Source organism: Mycobacterium rhizamassiliense, assembly GCF_900157375.1.
Taxonomy (GTDB): Bacteria; Actinomycetota; Actinomycetes; order Mycobacteriales; family Mycobacteriaceae; genus Mycobacterium; species Mycobacterium rhizamassiliense.
This window is the reverse complement of record NZ_LT721901.1, coordinates 5,337,243-5,351,920: the sequence shown is the minus strand read 5'-3', so window position 1 is coordinate 5,351,920 and position 14,678 is coordinate 5,337,243. Positions and strand designations below refer to the sequence as shown.

Annotated in this window: 14 protein-coding genes; 8 read left to right on the top strand and 6 right to left on the bottom strand. The window is 70.9% G+C overall.

Translation table 11 applies throughout. From position 1 onward, the window contains the following. The first annotated feature begins 60 nt into the window (after positions 1-60). Positions 61-1,272 (top strand): methionine adenosyltransferase, encoded by a 1,212-nt coding sequence (gene metK / locus MRAB57_RS25215; protein ID WP_077089773.1) that lies wholly within the window; start codon positions 61-63, stop codon positions 1,270-1,272. Here metK and MRAB57_RS25210 read toward each other — a convergent pair. The 3 genes from MRAB57_RS25210 to MRAB57_RS25200 are packed head-to-tail and all read right to left on the bottom strand — an operon-like array spanning position 1,269 to position 3,813. Further along, positions 1,269-1,862 carry a pyridoxamine 5'-phosphate oxidase family protein gene (locus MRAB57_RS25210; RefSeq protein WP_077089772.1) on the bottom strand — a complete coding sequence of 198 codons (594 nt, stop codon included), beginning with the start codon at positions 1,860-1,862 and terminating at the stop codon, positions 1,269-1,271. The two genes, metK and MRAB57_RS25210, sit on opposite strands and share 4 nt — an antisense overlap. Before the next feature lie 9 nt (positions 1,863-1,871). Beyond that, positions 1,872-2,834 (bottom strand): alpha/beta hydrolase, encoded by a 963-nt coding sequence (locus MRAB57_RS25205; RefSeq protein ID WP_077089771.1) that lies wholly within the window; start codon positions 2,832-2,834, stop codon positions 1,872-1,874. A gap of 22 nt (positions 2,835-2,856) precedes the next feature. Next, positions 2,857-3,813: an alpha/beta hydrolase gene (locus tag MRAB57_RS25200; protein ID WP_077089770.1), complete on the bottom strand. Its 957-nt coding sequence runs from the start codon at positions 3,811-3,813 to the stop codon at positions 2,857-2,859. Between MRAB57_RS25200 and MRAB57_RS25195 the strand changes: the two genes are divergently transcribed. The 3 genes from MRAB57_RS25195 to MRAB57_RS25185 all read left to right on the top strand — a co-directional run bounded on the left by MRAB57_RS25195 (position 3,812) and on the right by MRAB57_RS25185 (position 7,298). After that, positions 3,812-4,555, top strand: coding sequence for a lysoplasmalogenase (locus tag MRAB57_RS25195; RefSeq protein WP_077089769.1), 744 nt, complete (start codon positions 3,812-3,814; stop codon positions 4,553-4,555). The genes MRAB57_RS25200 and MRAB57_RS25195 overlap by 2 nt on opposite strands. Before the next feature lie 135 nt (positions 4,556-4,690). Then, entirely contained in the window at positions 4,691-6,643 is a 1,953-nt protein-coding gene (locus tag MRAB57_RS25190) for a primosomal protein N' (RefSeq protein WP_077090845.1), read from the top strand. Between the two features lie 175 nt (positions 6,644-6,818). Next, on the top strand, positions 6,819-7,298 hold the full coding sequence (locus tag MRAB57_RS25185) for a MarR family winged helix-turn-helix transcriptional regulator (RefSeq protein ID WP_077089768.1): 480 nt from the start codon (positions 6,819-6,821) through the stop codon (positions 7,296-7,298). 10 nt (positions 7,299-7,308) lie between these two features. On the opposite strand, the gene MRAB57_RS25180 is transcribed toward MRAB57_RS25185, so the two are convergent. Beyond that, positions 7,309-8,133 (bottom strand): class I SAM-dependent methyltransferase, encoded by an 825-nt coding sequence (locus MRAB57_RS25180; RefSeq protein WP_077089767.1) that lies wholly within the window; start codon positions 8,131-8,133, stop codon positions 7,309-7,311. A gap of 170 nt (positions 8,134-8,303) precedes the next feature. Here MRAB57_RS25180 and fmt point away from each other — a divergent pair, with 170 nt between their 5' ends. From fmt to ribD, 4 genes are read left to right on the top strand one after another with little or no spacing between them, the layout of a single operon-like run. After that, positions 8,304-9,236, top strand: coding sequence for a methionyl-tRNA formyltransferase (fmt, locus tag MRAB57_RS25175; RefSeq protein WP_077089766.1), 933 nt, complete (start codon positions 8,304-8,306; stop codon positions 9,234-9,236). Continuing rightward, on the top strand, positions 9,233-10,639 hold the full coding sequence (locus tag MRAB57_RS25170) for an RsmB/NOP family class I SAM-dependent RNA methyltransferase (RefSeq protein ID WP_077089765.1): 1,407 nt from the start codon (positions 9,233-9,235) through the stop codon (positions 10,637-10,639). The genes fmt and MRAB57_RS25170 overlap by 4 nt, the downstream gene beginning before the upstream one ends. 32 nt (positions 10,640-10,671) lie before the next feature. Continuing rightward, complete coding sequence (gene rpe, locus MRAB57_RS25165; protein WP_077090844.1) at positions 10,672-11,370, top strand: ribulose-phosphate 3-epimerase; 699 nt, start codon at positions 10,672-10,674, stop codon at positions 11,368-11,370. Continuing rightward, positions 11,367-12,389: a bifunctional diaminohydroxyphosphoribosylaminopyrimidine deaminase/5-amino-6-(5-phosphoribosylamino)uracil reductase RibD gene (gene ribD / locus MRAB57_RS25160; protein ID WP_077089764.1), complete on the top strand. Its 1,023-nt coding sequence runs from the start codon at positions 11,367-11,369 to the stop codon at positions 12,387-12,389. The genes rpe and ribD overlap by 4 nt, the downstream gene beginning before the upstream one ends. Before the next feature lie 8 nt (positions 12,390-12,397). On the opposite strand, the gene MRAB57_RS25155 is transcribed toward ribD, so the two are convergent. Together MRAB57_RS25155 and MRAB57_RS25150 are read right to left on the bottom strand one after the other, a co-directional pair. Beyond that, positions 12,398-13,954: an MFS transporter gene (locus MRAB57_RS25155; protein WP_077089763.1), complete on the bottom strand. Its 1,557-nt coding sequence runs from the start codon at positions 13,952-13,954 to the stop codon at positions 12,398-12,400. Further along, positions 13,954-14,658 (bottom strand): LppX_LprAFG lipoprotein, encoded by a 705-nt coding sequence (locus MRAB57_RS25150; RefSeq protein WP_077089762.1) that lies wholly within the window; start codon positions 14,656-14,658, stop codon positions 13,954-13,956. The genes MRAB57_RS25155 and MRAB57_RS25150 overlap by 1 nt, the downstream gene beginning before the upstream one ends. Positions 14,659-14,678: the final 20 nt, after the last annotated feature.

The window sequence follows — 14,678 nt, the reverse complement described above, 5'->3', positions numbered from 1 at the left end:
TCGAGATGCGCTTAAAATAATTTGTCTAACTAACATTCGGACGAATGGAAGGATCGAAGAGTGAGCGAGACGGGTCGGCTGTTTACCAGTGAGTCGGTGACCGAGGGACATCCCGACAAGATCTGTGATGCCATCAGCGACTCGGTGCTCGACGCGCTTCTGGCGGACGACCCCCGCTCCCGTGTCGCGGTCGAGACGCTGGTGACGACCGGCCAGGTGCACGTGGTGGGCGAGGTGACGACGACCGCCAAGGAGGCGTTCGCCGACATCACCAACACCGTGCGCGCCCGCATCCTCGACATCGGCTACGACCACTCCGACAAGGGCTTCGACGGTGCCACCTGCGGGGTCAACATCGGCATCGGGGCGCAGTCGCCCGACATTGCGCAGGGTGTGGACACCGCCCATGAAAGCCGCGTCGAGGGCGCCGCCGACCCGCTGGACTCCCAGGGTGCCGGCGACCAGGGCCTGATGTTCGGCTACGCGATCAACGACACCCCCGAGCGGATGCCGCTGCCCATCGCGCTGGCCCACCGGCTGTCGCGGAAGCTGACCGAGGTCCGCAAGAACGGGACGCTGGACTACCTGCGCCCGGACGGCAAGACCCAGGTCACCATCGAATACGAGGACAACGTCCCGGTGCGGCTGGACACCGTGGTCGTGTCCACGCAGCACGCCGACGGGATCGACCTGGAAAAGACGCTGGATCCCGACATCCGGCGCCACGTGCTCAAGACCGTGCTCGAAGAGCTGGCCCACGACACCCTGGACTCCTCGTCGACGCGGGTGCTGGTCAACCCGACCGGCAAGTTCGTCCTCGGCGGCCCGATGGGCGACGCCGGCCTGACCGGACGCAAGATCATCGTCGACACCTACGGCGGCTGGGCCCGCCATGGCGGCGGCGCCTTCTCGGGCAAGGATCCGTCCAAGGTGGACCGGTCGGCGGCCTACGCGATGCGCTGGGTGGCCAAGAACATCGTCGCCGCCGGACTGGCGGAGCGGGTCGAGGTGCAGGTCGCCTACGCGATTGGCAAGGCCGCCCCGGTCGGGCTGTTCATCGAGACGTTCGGCACCGCGACGGTCGACCCGGTCAAGATCGAGAAGATCGTGCCCGAGGTGTTCGACCTGCGGCCCGGCGCGATCATCCGCGATCTGGACCTGCTGCGCCCGATCTACGCGCAGACCGCCGCGTACGGCCACTTCGGCCGCACCGACGTCGAACTGCCGTGGGAGCAGCTCAACAAGGTCGACGACCTCAAGCGGGCCATCTAGCCGCTCGGCGTCCCGGAGCGTTTCACCGCGGACGGCACCGGGTGATCGGGTGCGAGCGCGGGCAGCCCGTCGATGCTGCGCCGGTTGCGCTCGGCCAGGCCCGCGAACTTCTCTTCGGTGGCCCTGGCATGCGCGTTGTCGAGCACCGGGCGTTCGTCGACGAGTTCGAGATACGGGACCGCATATCCGCACGCGTCGGCGATCCGCTCGACGTCGATGACGATGGCCGCCCGGGTGCCGGGATGGCCATCACCGAAATGTGCTGTCACGCATGCGAATTCGACGTCGTCGGGTCGCACGACGCGGCCGGTGCCGAACAGTCGCAGGATCCGGGAATTGCGGCTGAACGAGCAGAACATCACCGTGATCCGGCCGTTGTCACGCAGGTGCGCGATGGTCTCGACGCCGCTGCCGAACAAGTCGAGATAGGCCACGGTGTGGTCGTCGAGCACCGCGAAAGTGTCGCGATATCCCTTGGGGGAGAGGTTGATTCGCCCACCCTCGGTGGGCGCGGTGGCCACGAAGAACATGGCCTGCTGCCCGATGAACTCGCGCAGCGACTCGTCGATGCGGGAAAACTCCTTGGCCATGCGGCCAGCCTAGGGGTGCAACGCTTTGCGCAATGCCCGCAGGCCGCGCTCGGTGGCCTCGGCGGCCGCGGGAATCACCAGCGCGAAGCTGGCGTACCCGTGCACCATCGTGGATTCGTTGCTGAGTTCGGCGGGCACTCCTGCGGCGGTGAGCAGCTCGGCGTAGCGCGCCCCGTCGTCGCGCAGCGGATCGTGTTCTGCGGTACCGATGTACGCGGGCGGCAGCCCGGAGAAGTCGGCGGCGTTGGCCGGGGCGAGGGTGGCCGGCAGCGACGTGGGGTCGCTGATGTCCATGTCCGGCAGGTACCAGGCCAGGAAAGCGTCGATCACCTCGCGGTCCAGGACCGGCGCGTCGGCGTTCTCGATGATCGACGGCAGCGACAGGTCGGCGGTCGTCACTGGGTACCACAGCAGCTGGAACGTCAGGGCGGGGCCGCCAGTCTCGCTGGCCAGATGCGCCGTCACGGCCGCCAGGTTGCCGCCCGCGGAGTCGCCGGCGACGGCGAGGCGGTTCGGATCGCCGCCCAGCTCGGCGGCGTGCTCGGCCACCCACTGCAGCGCGGCCCAGGCGTCGTTGATGCCCGCGGGAAAGGGATGTTCGGGCGCCAGCCGGTAGCCGACGGACACGACGATGGCCTCGGCGCCCATCGCGTGCGAGCGGGCAACGGGCTCATGGGTATCCAGGTCGCCCAGGGCGAAACCGCCGCCGTGGTAGAAGACGACGACCGGCGCGGGCTCATCGGCGTTGGGAGGCCAGTAGATTCGGATCGGGATGTCGGTGAGGTCGCCGTAGCCGATCGTGCGATCCTCGACGCGCATCGCGGGCAGCATCTCCGCGGGCACCTCGAGTTGCCGCAGCCGCGCGCGTGCGACCTCCACACCCTCGCCGGCGTTGAAGGTGACGGTGACCGCATCCAGCAACGCCTTGAACGTCGGATCGATGTCTGGTCGCGCGGGGGGCGGCTCAATCATCCGTCCACCGTACGCTTCACGCTCAGCCGTACAGCGCATTTCGCAGCGCCGCGAGCCCGCGTTCCATGCCCGCGGTGGCGGCCGGGACCACCCCGGCGTAGCCGAGGTAGCCGTGCACCATCGTCGTCGCGTTGTGCACCTCGGCCGGCGTGCCGGCCGCAGCCAGCAGCTCGCCGTAGCGCGCGCCGTCGTCGCGCAGCGGGTCGTGACCGGCGACCCCGACATACGCCGGCGGCAGGTCGGCCAGGTTCGCCGCCCGGCCGGGCGCCATTCCGGGTGGGGGATTGGACAGGTCGACTTCGCCTGCGTACCAACGTGAGAACTCGCCCACGGCTTTCAGGTCCAGGATCGGCGCATCTGCGTTCTCGGTGAAGGACGGCAGCGACGAGTCCCACAGGGTGGACGGGTACCACAGCAGCTGGAACACCAGCCGCGGGCCGGCGTCATCCCGCGCCCGCTGGGCGATCACCGCGGCGATGTTGCCGCCCGCCGAGTCCCCGGCGACGGCGATCCGGGCGGGGTCGGCGCCGATCTCGGCGGCGTGCTCGGCAACCCACAGCGTTGCGGCCCAAGCGTCTTCGACGGCGGCGGGGTAGGGATGCTCGGGCGCCAACCGATAATCCACCGACACCACGATCGCGTCGGCCCCCACGCAGTGCTGGCGGCAGGTGCCGTCGTGGGTGTCCAGGTCGCCGACGACGAAGCCGCCGCCGTGGAAGAACACGACGACGGGCGCCTTGTCCGTGGAAGCCGTTGGCGGCCAATAGATCCTGATGCCCAGCGGGCCCGCTGGGCCCGGGATGTCGCGGTCCTCGACGCGCAGCTCGGGGTGCAGGGTTTTGCGCGGCAGGTCGCGAAACCGCTGGCGCGCAGCGTCGATGCCGTCGTTGGTGGATAGCCGGAACGGAACCGCATCGAGTACCTTCAGCAGGATGGGGTCGATCGAACGTTCGTCGTCGGCTGAGTCAGAGCTGGGCATGGAAGTACCGTACGCACCCCGCCTGGTGAGCGGCGGCTGGGTGGCGGCCGCCTGGGCCGGCCTCGCCTACGGCATCTTCCTGACGGTGGTCGCGCTGCGCTCGCCGCCGGGGGCGGAGCTGACCGGACACTGGTTCCTACAGCCCGGGTTCAAGGCCCTGATGGCATTCCTGCTGACGGTGGCCGCGGTGGCACACCCCATCGTCCGCGAGCGGCGCTGGCTGATGCCCGCGCTGCTGCTGTCGGCCGCTGGGGACTTCCTGCTGGCCGTCCCGTGGTGGCCGCCGTCGTTCGTGGCGGGGCTCGGCGCATTCCTGTTGGCGCACGTGTGTTTCGTCGGAGCGCTGCTGCCGCTGGCGGCCAAAGGCAAGCTGTCGCGCCTGCGCATCGGCGCGGTGGTGTTGATGTGCGCGGCGGCTTTCGGTCTGCTGGTGTGGTTTTGGCCGCACCTGGGCTCCGACAAGCTTCCGGTCACGGCCTACCTCCTGGTGCTGACCATCATGGTGTGCACGGCGTTCATGGCGAAGTTGCCGACGGCCTGGGCGGCCGCCGGAGCGGCATGTTTCGCGTTGTCGGACTCGATGATCGCCATCGGCCGGTTCATCCTGGTCAACGAGGCGCTGGCGGTACCGATCTGGTGGCTCTACGCCGCCGCCCAAATCCTGATCACGGCCGGGTTCTTCTTCGGCAGAACCGACGGTGCCGAGGCCGTGCACGACGGCACCGAGCCCGCAGCGTCCTGAATGTCGGTGGTCGCCGCTACGGTGTGCCCGGGCGGTAAACGTGTTGATTAGCAAGGTCGTTCGTCGTTCGGTGGCGCGGTGACCCCGGCCGTGCGGACGCCCGCCGAGGTCGAGCCGATCGCCCGGGTGTTGCCGATGCTGTCGGTGCCGCACCTGGATCGCGAGTTCGACTACCTGGTGTCGGCCGAGCAGTCCGACGACGCGCAGCCGGGCGTGCGGGTGCGGGTCCGGTTCCACGGCAGGCTGGTCGACGCGTTCGTGCTGGAACGACGCCACGACACCGATCACGTCGGCAAGCTGGGCTGGCTCGACCGCGTGGTCTCCGCCGAACCGGTGCTGAGCCCGGAGATCGGGCGGCTCGTCGACGCGGTGGCCGCGCGCTACGCCGGGACGCGGCCCGACGTGTTGCGGCTGGCGGTGCCGGCCCGGCACGCCAGGGTGGAGCGGGAGCCCGCGGCGCCGCCGTCGGTCGCGCCGCCGCCCGAGCCGGTCGACCCGGCGGGTTGGGAGCTCTACGACCGCGGCGGGCAGTTCCTGGCCGCCCTGGCCGAGTCGCGCGCCGCGCGGGCGGTGTGGCAGGCGCTGCCGGGTGAGCTGTGGGCCGACCGGTTCGCCGAGGCCGCCGCGCAGACCATCCGCGCGGGGCGTGCGGTGTTGGCGATCGTCCCGGATCAGCGCGACCTGGACGCGCTGCACCACGCCGCGATCGCCCGGATCGACGAGGGCTGCGTGGTGGCGCTGTCGGCGGGACTGGGCCCGGCCGCGCGCTACCGGCGGTGGCTGGGCGCGTTGCGGGGGCAGGCGCGGCTGGTGATCGGCACGCGCAGTTCGGTGTTCGCGCCGCTGAGCGACCTGGGGTTGGTCATGGTGTGGGCCGACGCCGACGACAGCCTGGCCGAACCGCGGGCGCCCTACCCGCACGCCAGGGAGGTGGCGATGCTGCGGGCGCATCAGGCCCGGTGCGCGGCGCTGATCGGCGGCTACGCCCGGACCGCCGAAGCCCAGGCGCTGGTGCGCAGCGGCTGGGCCCACGACATCGTCGCCACCCGCGAGGTGGTGCGCGCCCGCACGCCGCGGGTGGTGGCCCTGGACGACACGGGCTACGCCGACGAACGCGACCCGGCGGCGCGCACCGCACGGCTGCCCTCCATCGCGCTGCGCGCCGCCCGCGTGTCGCTGGAGGCCGGTGCGCCGGTGCTCGTGCAGGTGCCGCGGCGCGGGTATGTCCCGTCGCTGGCGTGCGGGCGCTGCCGCACCATCGCCCGCTGCCGGCACTGCACCGGGCCGCTGTCGCTACCGGACGCCGGCCCCGCCCAGGGCGCGGTCTGCCGGTGGTGTGGCCGCGCCGAACCGACGCTGCGCTGCACGCGCTGCGGATCGGATACGGTGCGCGCGGTGGTCGTCGGGGCCCGGCGCACCGCCGAAGAGCTCGGCCGCGCGTTCGCCGGCACGCCGGTCGTCACCTCGGCAGGCGACGCCATCGTCGCCGAGGTCGCCGCCCGCCCGGCCCTGGTGGTCGCCACCCCGGGCGCCGAGCCCTGCGCCGAGGGCGGTTACGGGGCCGCGCTGCTGCTGGACACCTGGGCGCTGCTGGGCCGCCAAGACCTGCGCGCCGCCGAGGACGCGCTGTGGCGCTGGATGAGCGCCGCCGCCTTGGTTCGCGCCCGCGGCGACGGCGGTGTGGTGACGGTGATCGCCGAATCCTCAATTCCCACAGTGCAATCCCTGATCCGCTGGGACCCCGTCGGTCACGCGGACGCGGAGTTGACGGCCCGCGCCGAGGTCGGGCTGCCGCCCAGCGTGCACATGGCGGCCATCGACGGCGGCACCGAAGCGGTGGCCACCCTGCTCGAGGAGGCCCGCCTGCCCGACGGCGCCGAGCTGCTCGGCCCGGTGGACCTGCCGCCGGGCGCCCGGCGGCCCGCCGCCACCCCGCCGGGCGTTCCGGTGACCAGGATGCTGGTGCGGGTCCCGCGGGAACAGGGTTTGGCGCTGGCCTCGAGCCTGCGGGACGGCGTCGCGGTGCTCAGCGCGCGGCAAACCCACGATCCGGTGCGAGTGCAGATGGACCCGCTGCACATCGGCTAGCCGCAACCTCGGGCGTGGCGCGCGGAATCTTGGGCTCGCCGCGCGGGACACGGCCCGGCAGCGATAGTATGCATAAGAAATAATCTCTGCCTACGTCCATTGGCGGGCCGCTGTACACTTCTGAGTTTTCAGCCCGCAACGGGCCAGCAGAAGGCTCCAGGAAAGGGGTCCCTTGATGGCGGAGAACGCGACGGAAGCCAACGAGTCATTGGACGTCATCACCGATGCCTTGCTGACGGCTTCCCGGCTGCTGGTGGGAATCTCGGCGCGGTCCATCGCGCAGGTCGACGAGACCATCACGATCGCGCAGTTCCGCACCCTGGTGATCCTGTCCAACCGCGGGCCGATCAATCTGGCCACGCTGGCCGGCCTGCTGGGCGTGCAGCCGTCCGCAACCGGGCGCATGGTCGACCGGCTCGTCGCCTCCGGCCTGATCGACCGCCTCCCGCATCCCACGTCGCGGCGCGAGCTGCTGGCCGCGCTCACCAAGCGCGGACGCGAGGTCGTTCGCCGGGTCACCGCCTGCCGGCGCGCCGAAATCGCCAACATCGTCGAAAAGATGCCCGCGGCCGAACGCCACGGGCTGGTGCGGGCGTTGACGTCGTTCACCGCCGCCGGGGGCGAACCCGACGCGGTGCTCGAAATCGACTTGTAGCCGGCCGCGCTCAGCGCTTCTCGGCGGTGAGCAGCAGGTACTCCCACCCCATGACGCCGTCGGCCCAGTACTCCTGCGCGAGCTCGAGCAGCTGGGCGTCGAGCTCGGCGGTCAACACCCGGTTGTGGCCGATGTTCGTGTAGGCCTCGATCGTCGGACCGTAGTGATTCTTGAAGTAGTCGCGCACGGTCTCGGCGCTGTCGAACCGCCGCACCTCGAGCAGGCGCCGCTCTGTGGTGACGTGGTCGACCTGATTGCCCAGCAGCCCGGTGACGTAGCCCTCGCGTCCCCACAGTGCGGCCGGGGGGACCGACGGCGACAGGCTGGGCCGGTAGGGGCGGATGGCGGCCAGCGTCCGGCCGAAGAATCCCTCCCGGGTCCAGCTGATCAGCCCGATCCTGCCGCCCGGCCGGCAGACCCGGACCAGCTCGCTGGCCGCGCGCTGATGATCCGGCGCGAACTGCACGCCGATCGCCGAGACCACTGCGTCGAACTCCCCGTCGCCGAACGGCAGCGCGTGCGCGTTGGCCTCGCGGTAGTGAAGTTTCAGACCCTCGGCGACCGCTCGCTCGTGGGACCGCTGCAGCAGTTGCGGTGTCAGGTCGGAAGAAACGACGGTCGCACCAGCCCTGGCGGCCGGAAGCGAGATGTTGCCCGAGCCGGCGGCCACGTCGAGCACCATATCGTCGGGCCCAATGCCCGTGGCGGAGACCAGGATTGGGCCAAGCGGGGCCATCACCTCCTCGGCCATCAGCGCGTAGTCGCCCAGCGCCCACATGGCCCGGTGGGCGGCAGCGACCTTGTGGTCGTCACGAACGGTGCTATCGAGAGTCATCGATCCTCCTGGAAGTAGGGAATGCGTACCCGACCTCGTTGTCGCTGGCACCGCGGCGCGCAGTGGCCCGCAATGCCCTCAAGAAATAGTATGCATTAGCAATAGTAGATGTCGATAATATCTTGGTGTGGGATGTCGGGAGCGGGCGCGGCGGTTCTTAGACTGGGCCGGTGCGTCTTGTCTTCGCCGGCACCCCAGAACCGGCGCTGCCCTCTTTGCGGCGGCTCATCGACTCGCCCCGCCACGAGGTGGTGGCGGTGCTGACCAGGCCCGATGCCGCCTCCGGGCGGCGCGGTAAGCCCGAACCGTCACCGGTCGCCCGCGAGGCGCTCGACCGCGGCATCCCGGTGTTGCGGCCGTCGAAGCCGAACTCGCCGGAATTCGTCGCCGAGCTCGCGGAGCTCGCGCCGGAGTGCTGCGCGGTAGTGGCCTACGGCGCGTTGCTGCGCGACGGCCTGCTCGCGGTGCCCGCGCGCGGCTGGATCAACCTGCACTTCTCGCTGCTGCCCGCCTGGCGCGGCGCCGCGCCGGTGCAGGCCGCCATCGCGGCGGGCGACGCGATCACCGGGGCCACGACGTTCCAGATCGAGCCCAGCCTGGATTCGGGACCGGTTTACGGCATCGTCACCGAGACGATCCGTCCGACCGACACCGCGGGGGATCTGCTTGAGCGGCTTGCGGATTCGGGTGCCGCGCTGTTGTCGACGACGCTGGACGGCGTGGCCGACCAGACGCTGACACCCCGGCCGCAGCCGGCCGACGGCGTCAGCATCGCCCCCAAGATCACCGTCGAGGAGGCGCGGGTGCGTTGGGACCTTCCGGCGCAGGTGGTGGAGCGCCGGATTCGGGCCGTCACGCCGAATCCGGGCGCCTGGACCCAGATCGGCGACCTGCGCGTCAAACTCGGCCCGGTCCAGGTCGGCGCCGACGCGCCAGAATCCTTGTCGCCCGGCGCCATTCACGTGGACCGCAAGAACGCGTGGATCGGCACCGGCTCGGACCCGGTGCGGCTGGGCCAGCTGCAGCCGCCCGGCAAGAAACTCATGAACGCCGTCGACTGGGCGCGCGGCGCCCGGCTGGACAGCGCGGTGCGGGCCTCATGAGCCCGGCCCCCAATCAGCGCAGGCCCGCCGCGCCGCGGCGGCGCAAGCCGCTGGACCCGGCGCGTGCGGCGGCGTTCCAGGTGCTGCGCGCGGTAAGCGAGCGCGATGCGTACGCCAACCTGGCCTTGCCCGCGGCGTTGCGCGACCGCGGCCTCAGCGGCCGCGACGCCGCGTTCGCCACCGAGCTGACCTACGGCACGTGCCGCAGCCGCGGGCTGCTCGACGCGGTCATCGGCGCCGCCGCCGGGCGCCCCCCAGAAGCGATCGACCCGGTGCTGCTCGATCTGCTTCGGCTGGGCACCTACCAACTGCTGCGCACCCGCGTCGACGCGCACGCCGCGGTCTCCACCACCGTCGAACAGGCCGGCGTCGAATTCGATTCGGCGCGAGCGGGTTTCGTCAACGGCGTGCTGCGCACGATCTCCGGGCGCGACGAGAAGTCGTGGGTCGACGAGCTGGCACCCGACCGGGCCAAGGATCCGATCGGGCATGCCGCGTCCGTGCATGCGCACCCGCGCTGGATCGCGCAGGCCTTCGCCGACGCGCTGGGCGCCGACGCCGGGGAACTCGAGGCCGTGCTGGCCAGCGACGACGAGCGGCCCTTGGTGCACCTGGCCGCCCGGCCCGGGGTGTTGACGGCCGCCGAGCTGGCCTCGCAATTGGACCCGGCCTCCGGCGGCACGGTGGGCAAGTACTCGCCGTACGCGGTGTACCTGGGCGGCGGCGACCCCGGGCGGCTGACCGCGGTGCGCGACGGCCAGGCCCTGGTCCAGGACGAGGGCAGCCAGCTGGTGGCCCGCGCGCTCACGCTGGCACCGGTCGACGGCGACGGCGGACGCTGGCTGGACCTGTGCGCCGGCCCCGGCGGCAAGACGGCGCTGCTGGCCGCGCTGGGCGCCGAGACCGGCGCGCGGGTCACCGCGATCGAGCCGTCGTCGTCGCGCGCGGACCTGGTGGCCGAGAACACTCGCGGGCTCGGGGTGGAGGTGCTGCGCGTCGACGGCCGCGAGAGTGGACTCGAGCCGGGCTTCGACCGGGTGCTCGTCGACGCGCCGTGCACCGGGCTGGGCGCCCTGCGGCGGCGCCCGGAAGCCCGCTGGCGGCGCCAGCCCACCGACGTGCCGACGCTGAGCAAGCTGCAGCGCGAACTGCTGGCCGCCGCGATCGCGCTGACCCGGCCCGGCGGCGTGGTGCTCTACGCGACGTGCTCGCCACACCTGGCCGAGACCGTCGGAGTCGTCGCCGACGCGCTGCGCCGGCATCCGGTGTCGGCGCTGGATGCCCGGCCGCTGTTCGAGCCGGCGGATCTGGGCCCGTCGGCGCAGGGCCCCTACGCACAGCTCTGGCCGCACCGGCACGGCACCGACGCGATGTTCGCCGCCGCGCTGCGCCGCCTGCCGTGAGCCGGGCGGCCCGGCTCAGTAGTGTGGCGCACATGCCTGGCAGGACCGAACCCGTGACGGAAGCCCTGATCGCGCCATCGATCCTGGCGGCCGACTTCGCCCGGCTGGCCGACGAGGCCGCCGCCGTCGCCGGTGCCGACTGGCTGCATGTCGACGTGATGGACGGCCATTTCGTGCCCAACCTGACGATCGGCCTCCCGGTCGTGGAGAGCCTGCTGGCCGCCACCCGAATCCCGGTGGACTGCCATCTGATGATCGACAACCCGGACCGATGGGCACCGCCCTACGCCGAGGCGGGCGCCTACAACGTCACGTTCCACGCCGAGGCCACCGAGAACCCGATCGCGGTGGCCCGCGACATCCGTGCGGCGGGCTCCAAGGCCGGCATCAGCGTGAAGCCGAAGACGCCGCTGGAGCCCTACCTGGAAATCCTGCCGCACTTCGACACCCTGCTCATCATGTCGGTGGAGCCCGGCTTCGGCGGCCAGAGCTTCATCCCCGACGTGCTGAGCAAGGTGCGTACCGTGCGCAAACTGGTCGACGCGGGGGAGTTGACCATCCTCGTCGAGATCGACGGCGGCATCAATGCGGACACCATCGAGCAGGCCGCCGAGGCGGGCGTCGACTGCTTTGTCGCCGGCTCCGCCGTCTACGGCGCCGACGACCCCGAGGCCGCGGTGGAGGCGTTGCGACGTCAGGCCGTTGCCGCGTCGCCGCACCTACGCGGATGAGCGTCGCGGCGCCCGGCATCGAAGCGGCGATGCGCCTGGCCATCGAACACTCCTACCGGGTCAAGGGCAGCACGTACCCGAACCCACCCGTCGGGGCCGTCATCCTGGACACCGGCGGCGAGGTCGTGGGCGTCGGCGGCACCGCGCCCACAGGTGGCGACCACGCCGAGGTGATGGCGCTGCGCCGGGCCGGGCGGCTGGCCGAAGGCGGCGTCGCGGTGATCACGCTGGAACCGTGCAACCACCACGGCAAGACCCCGCCGTGTGTGGACGCCCTGCTGCATGCCGGTGTGACGACCGTGGTGTACGCGGTCGCCGACCCCAACGAGGTCGCGGCCGGCGGCGCGGCCCGGCTGGCCGAGGCCGGGGTGGACGTGCAGCCCGGGGTGCTGGCCGACGAGGTGGCGGCCGGGCCGCTGCGCGAATGGCTGCACAAGCAGCGGACCGGGCTGCCGCATGTGACGTGGAAGTACGCCGGCAGCGTCGACGGGCGCAGCGCGGCCGCCGACGGCTCGAGTCAGTGGATCTCCAGCGAGGCCGCCCGCCTGGACGTGCACCGGCGACGGGCCGCCGCGGACGCGATCGTGGTCGGCACCGGCACCGTGCTGGCCGACGACCCGGCGTTGACCGCTCGGCTGCCCGACGGCTCACTGGCGGCGAAGCAACCGCTGCGCGTCGTGGTAGGCAAGCGCGAAATCCATTCGGAGGCAAGGGTTCTCAACGACGACTCGCGCACGATGGTGATCCGGACCCACGACCCGATGGAGGTGCTGCAGGCGCTCGGCGGTTGCACCGATGTCCTGCTGGAGGGCGGACCGACGCTCGCCGGCGCCTTCCTGCGGGCCGGCGTGGTCGACAGGATCCTGGCCTACGTCGCGCCGATGCTGTTAGGGGGGCCCGTCACCGTCGTCGACGACGTGGGGGTGCCGACCATCGCCAAGGCGCTGCGCTGGCAGTTCGACGGCGTCGACCGGATGGGTCCGGATCTGGTGCTCAGCCTGGTGCCGCACCGCGCCTAGCAGTGCTCCTAGCGCTCACCGAGGGCGAGCGCTTGCTCCTCGACGGCGACTTCCGGTTCCTCGGCGTGGTCCTTGCGGCTGCCCAGCAGCAGGCCAAGCAGCGCTCCCACCACACAGATGACGACGGTGGCCGCGAAGATGTCGCCGTACATGCCCGCGAACGCCTTCAGGTACAAAGTCCCTTGGATCGCAATGCGTTCCAGCAGGGTGGCATCCGGCGGGATCGCCGCCGACAACCCCTGCACGATCTGGTTGAAGCGGTACAGGCCCCAGGCGCTGAGCGCGGCGATGCCGATCAGCATGCCGGTGTTGCGGGCCACCACCACCGCCGCGGAGGCGATGCCGTGTTGGGCCGAGGGGACGACACGCAGGGCGGCCGATGTCAGCGGCCCGATCACCAGGCCAAGCCCGACGCCGGCCACCAGCAGGTCGGTGTGCAGCGCGGGGAGGGTGATGCCAAAGATGTTGTGGTGCTGGCTCAATACGTCGAGCCGCCAGAAGTGGATCAGCCAATAGCCGTAGGCCGCGATCAGCAGGCCGACGAAGGTCGTCAGGCGGTCACCGACCCGGGTCGCGAGCAGCCCGCCCACCACCGCGCCGATCGGCAGCGCGATCAGGAACCAGGTCAGCAACCCGGCGGCCTGGGTCTGGCTCATCTGCAGCACGCCCTGGCCGAACAGCTCCACGTTGACCAGCGTCACCATCAACGCGGCACCCGCGCACAGCGATGCGCCCAGCGCGGCCAGGAACGGCCGGAACTTCACCCCGGTCGGTTCGATCAACCGGGTGCGCGCGAAGCGCTCCCAGATCACAAACGCCACCGCGACGACGATCGCGCCGATCACCAGCGGGGCCCCGTTGGGCGGCAGAATCTGTTTGCCGTCGGGCGCCGGGTTGTAGAGGCCAACGACCGTCAGGCCCAGCGTCACGGCCAGGAGCAGGCCACCCACCACGTCGATCTTCTCCGGCGCTTCGGTGCGTTGCCGAGATGGCAGGCTGAACTGGATCATCAACATGGCGATCAAGGTCAGCGGGACGTTGATCCAGAAGACGTAGCGCCAGTCGTGGAACAGCCAGACGATGAAGATCCCGTAGAGCGGGCCCAATACGCTGCCGAGTTCCTGAGCGGCACCGATACCGCCCAGCACGCCCGCGCGGTTGCGCTGTGCCCACAGGTCGGCGCCCAGCGCCAGCGTGACCGGCAGCAATGCGCCGCTGGCCACGCCCTGGATGGTCCGGCCGGCGATCAGCATGTGGAAGTCGCCCCAGTGCCCGGCCAGAGCGGTGACCACCGAGCCGACGATGAACAACGCCAGGCTGGCCTGCAGCAGCAGCTTGCGGCCGAAGCGGTCGGAGGCCCGGCCCAGCAGCGGCATGGCGGCGATGTAGCCCAGCAGGTACATCGTGACGATCCAGGTGATGCGCTGCAGCTGGTTAACCGGGATCCCGACGTCGCGCATGATGTCGCGGATGATCGTGACCACGACATACATGTCCAGCGCGCCCAGCAGGACGGCCAGGCTGCCGGCGCCGATCGCGACGCCGCGCCCCGCTCGTGAAGTCATCAGCTCACCGGGGGCTTGGTGACCGTGACCGGCTGGCCCCAATTCGACAGGGTCATCTGGACGGCATTGCCCGAGCTCTTCTGCAGGTTGGCCTGGACCAGCTGGTGGTCGCCGGACTCCTGGATCCAGACGGTGCTCGGCATCGGCTGGGTCGCGTTGAACTGCGGCGCGATCTTGTTGACCGCGTCGGCGGTGACGTTTCCGCTGATCTTGATGGTGCTCTGCCCGTTGATCGTTTCGCGGCCTTCGGCCTTGGCGTTGGTGAAGTTCGCCAGCACGTTGGCCAGGCCGGTGTCGGGATTCAGGATCGCCGAGACGTCGTAGACGTCGGAGGCCTTGCCGAAGTCACTCCACTTGTTCGGGGTGAGCGTGGCGTACAGCACCGAGTCGTAGACCACGAACTGGGCGTCGATGTCCGAGCCCGCCAGGCTCAGCAGCGCATTGCCCGACGCGGCGGTGGCCGGGGTGAGGGTGAGGTCGCCGTTCAGCGTCTTGATCGGCAGCCCCTGGATCTTGCCCTGGACCGACAACACCAGGTGCACGCTCTTGACGTTCTTGGTGGTGTCGGCGGATTGCTTGACCAGCGTGGTGGCGTCAGGCAACGGTGCGCCGCTCTGCTTCGGACCGGACGAGCAGCCGGCGATCAAGGCGGTGGCGAGGCTTAGGGAGACGAGGACGGCCGATAGACGGCGGCGAGTCTGCATACTCTGCATCGTAGAGGGTG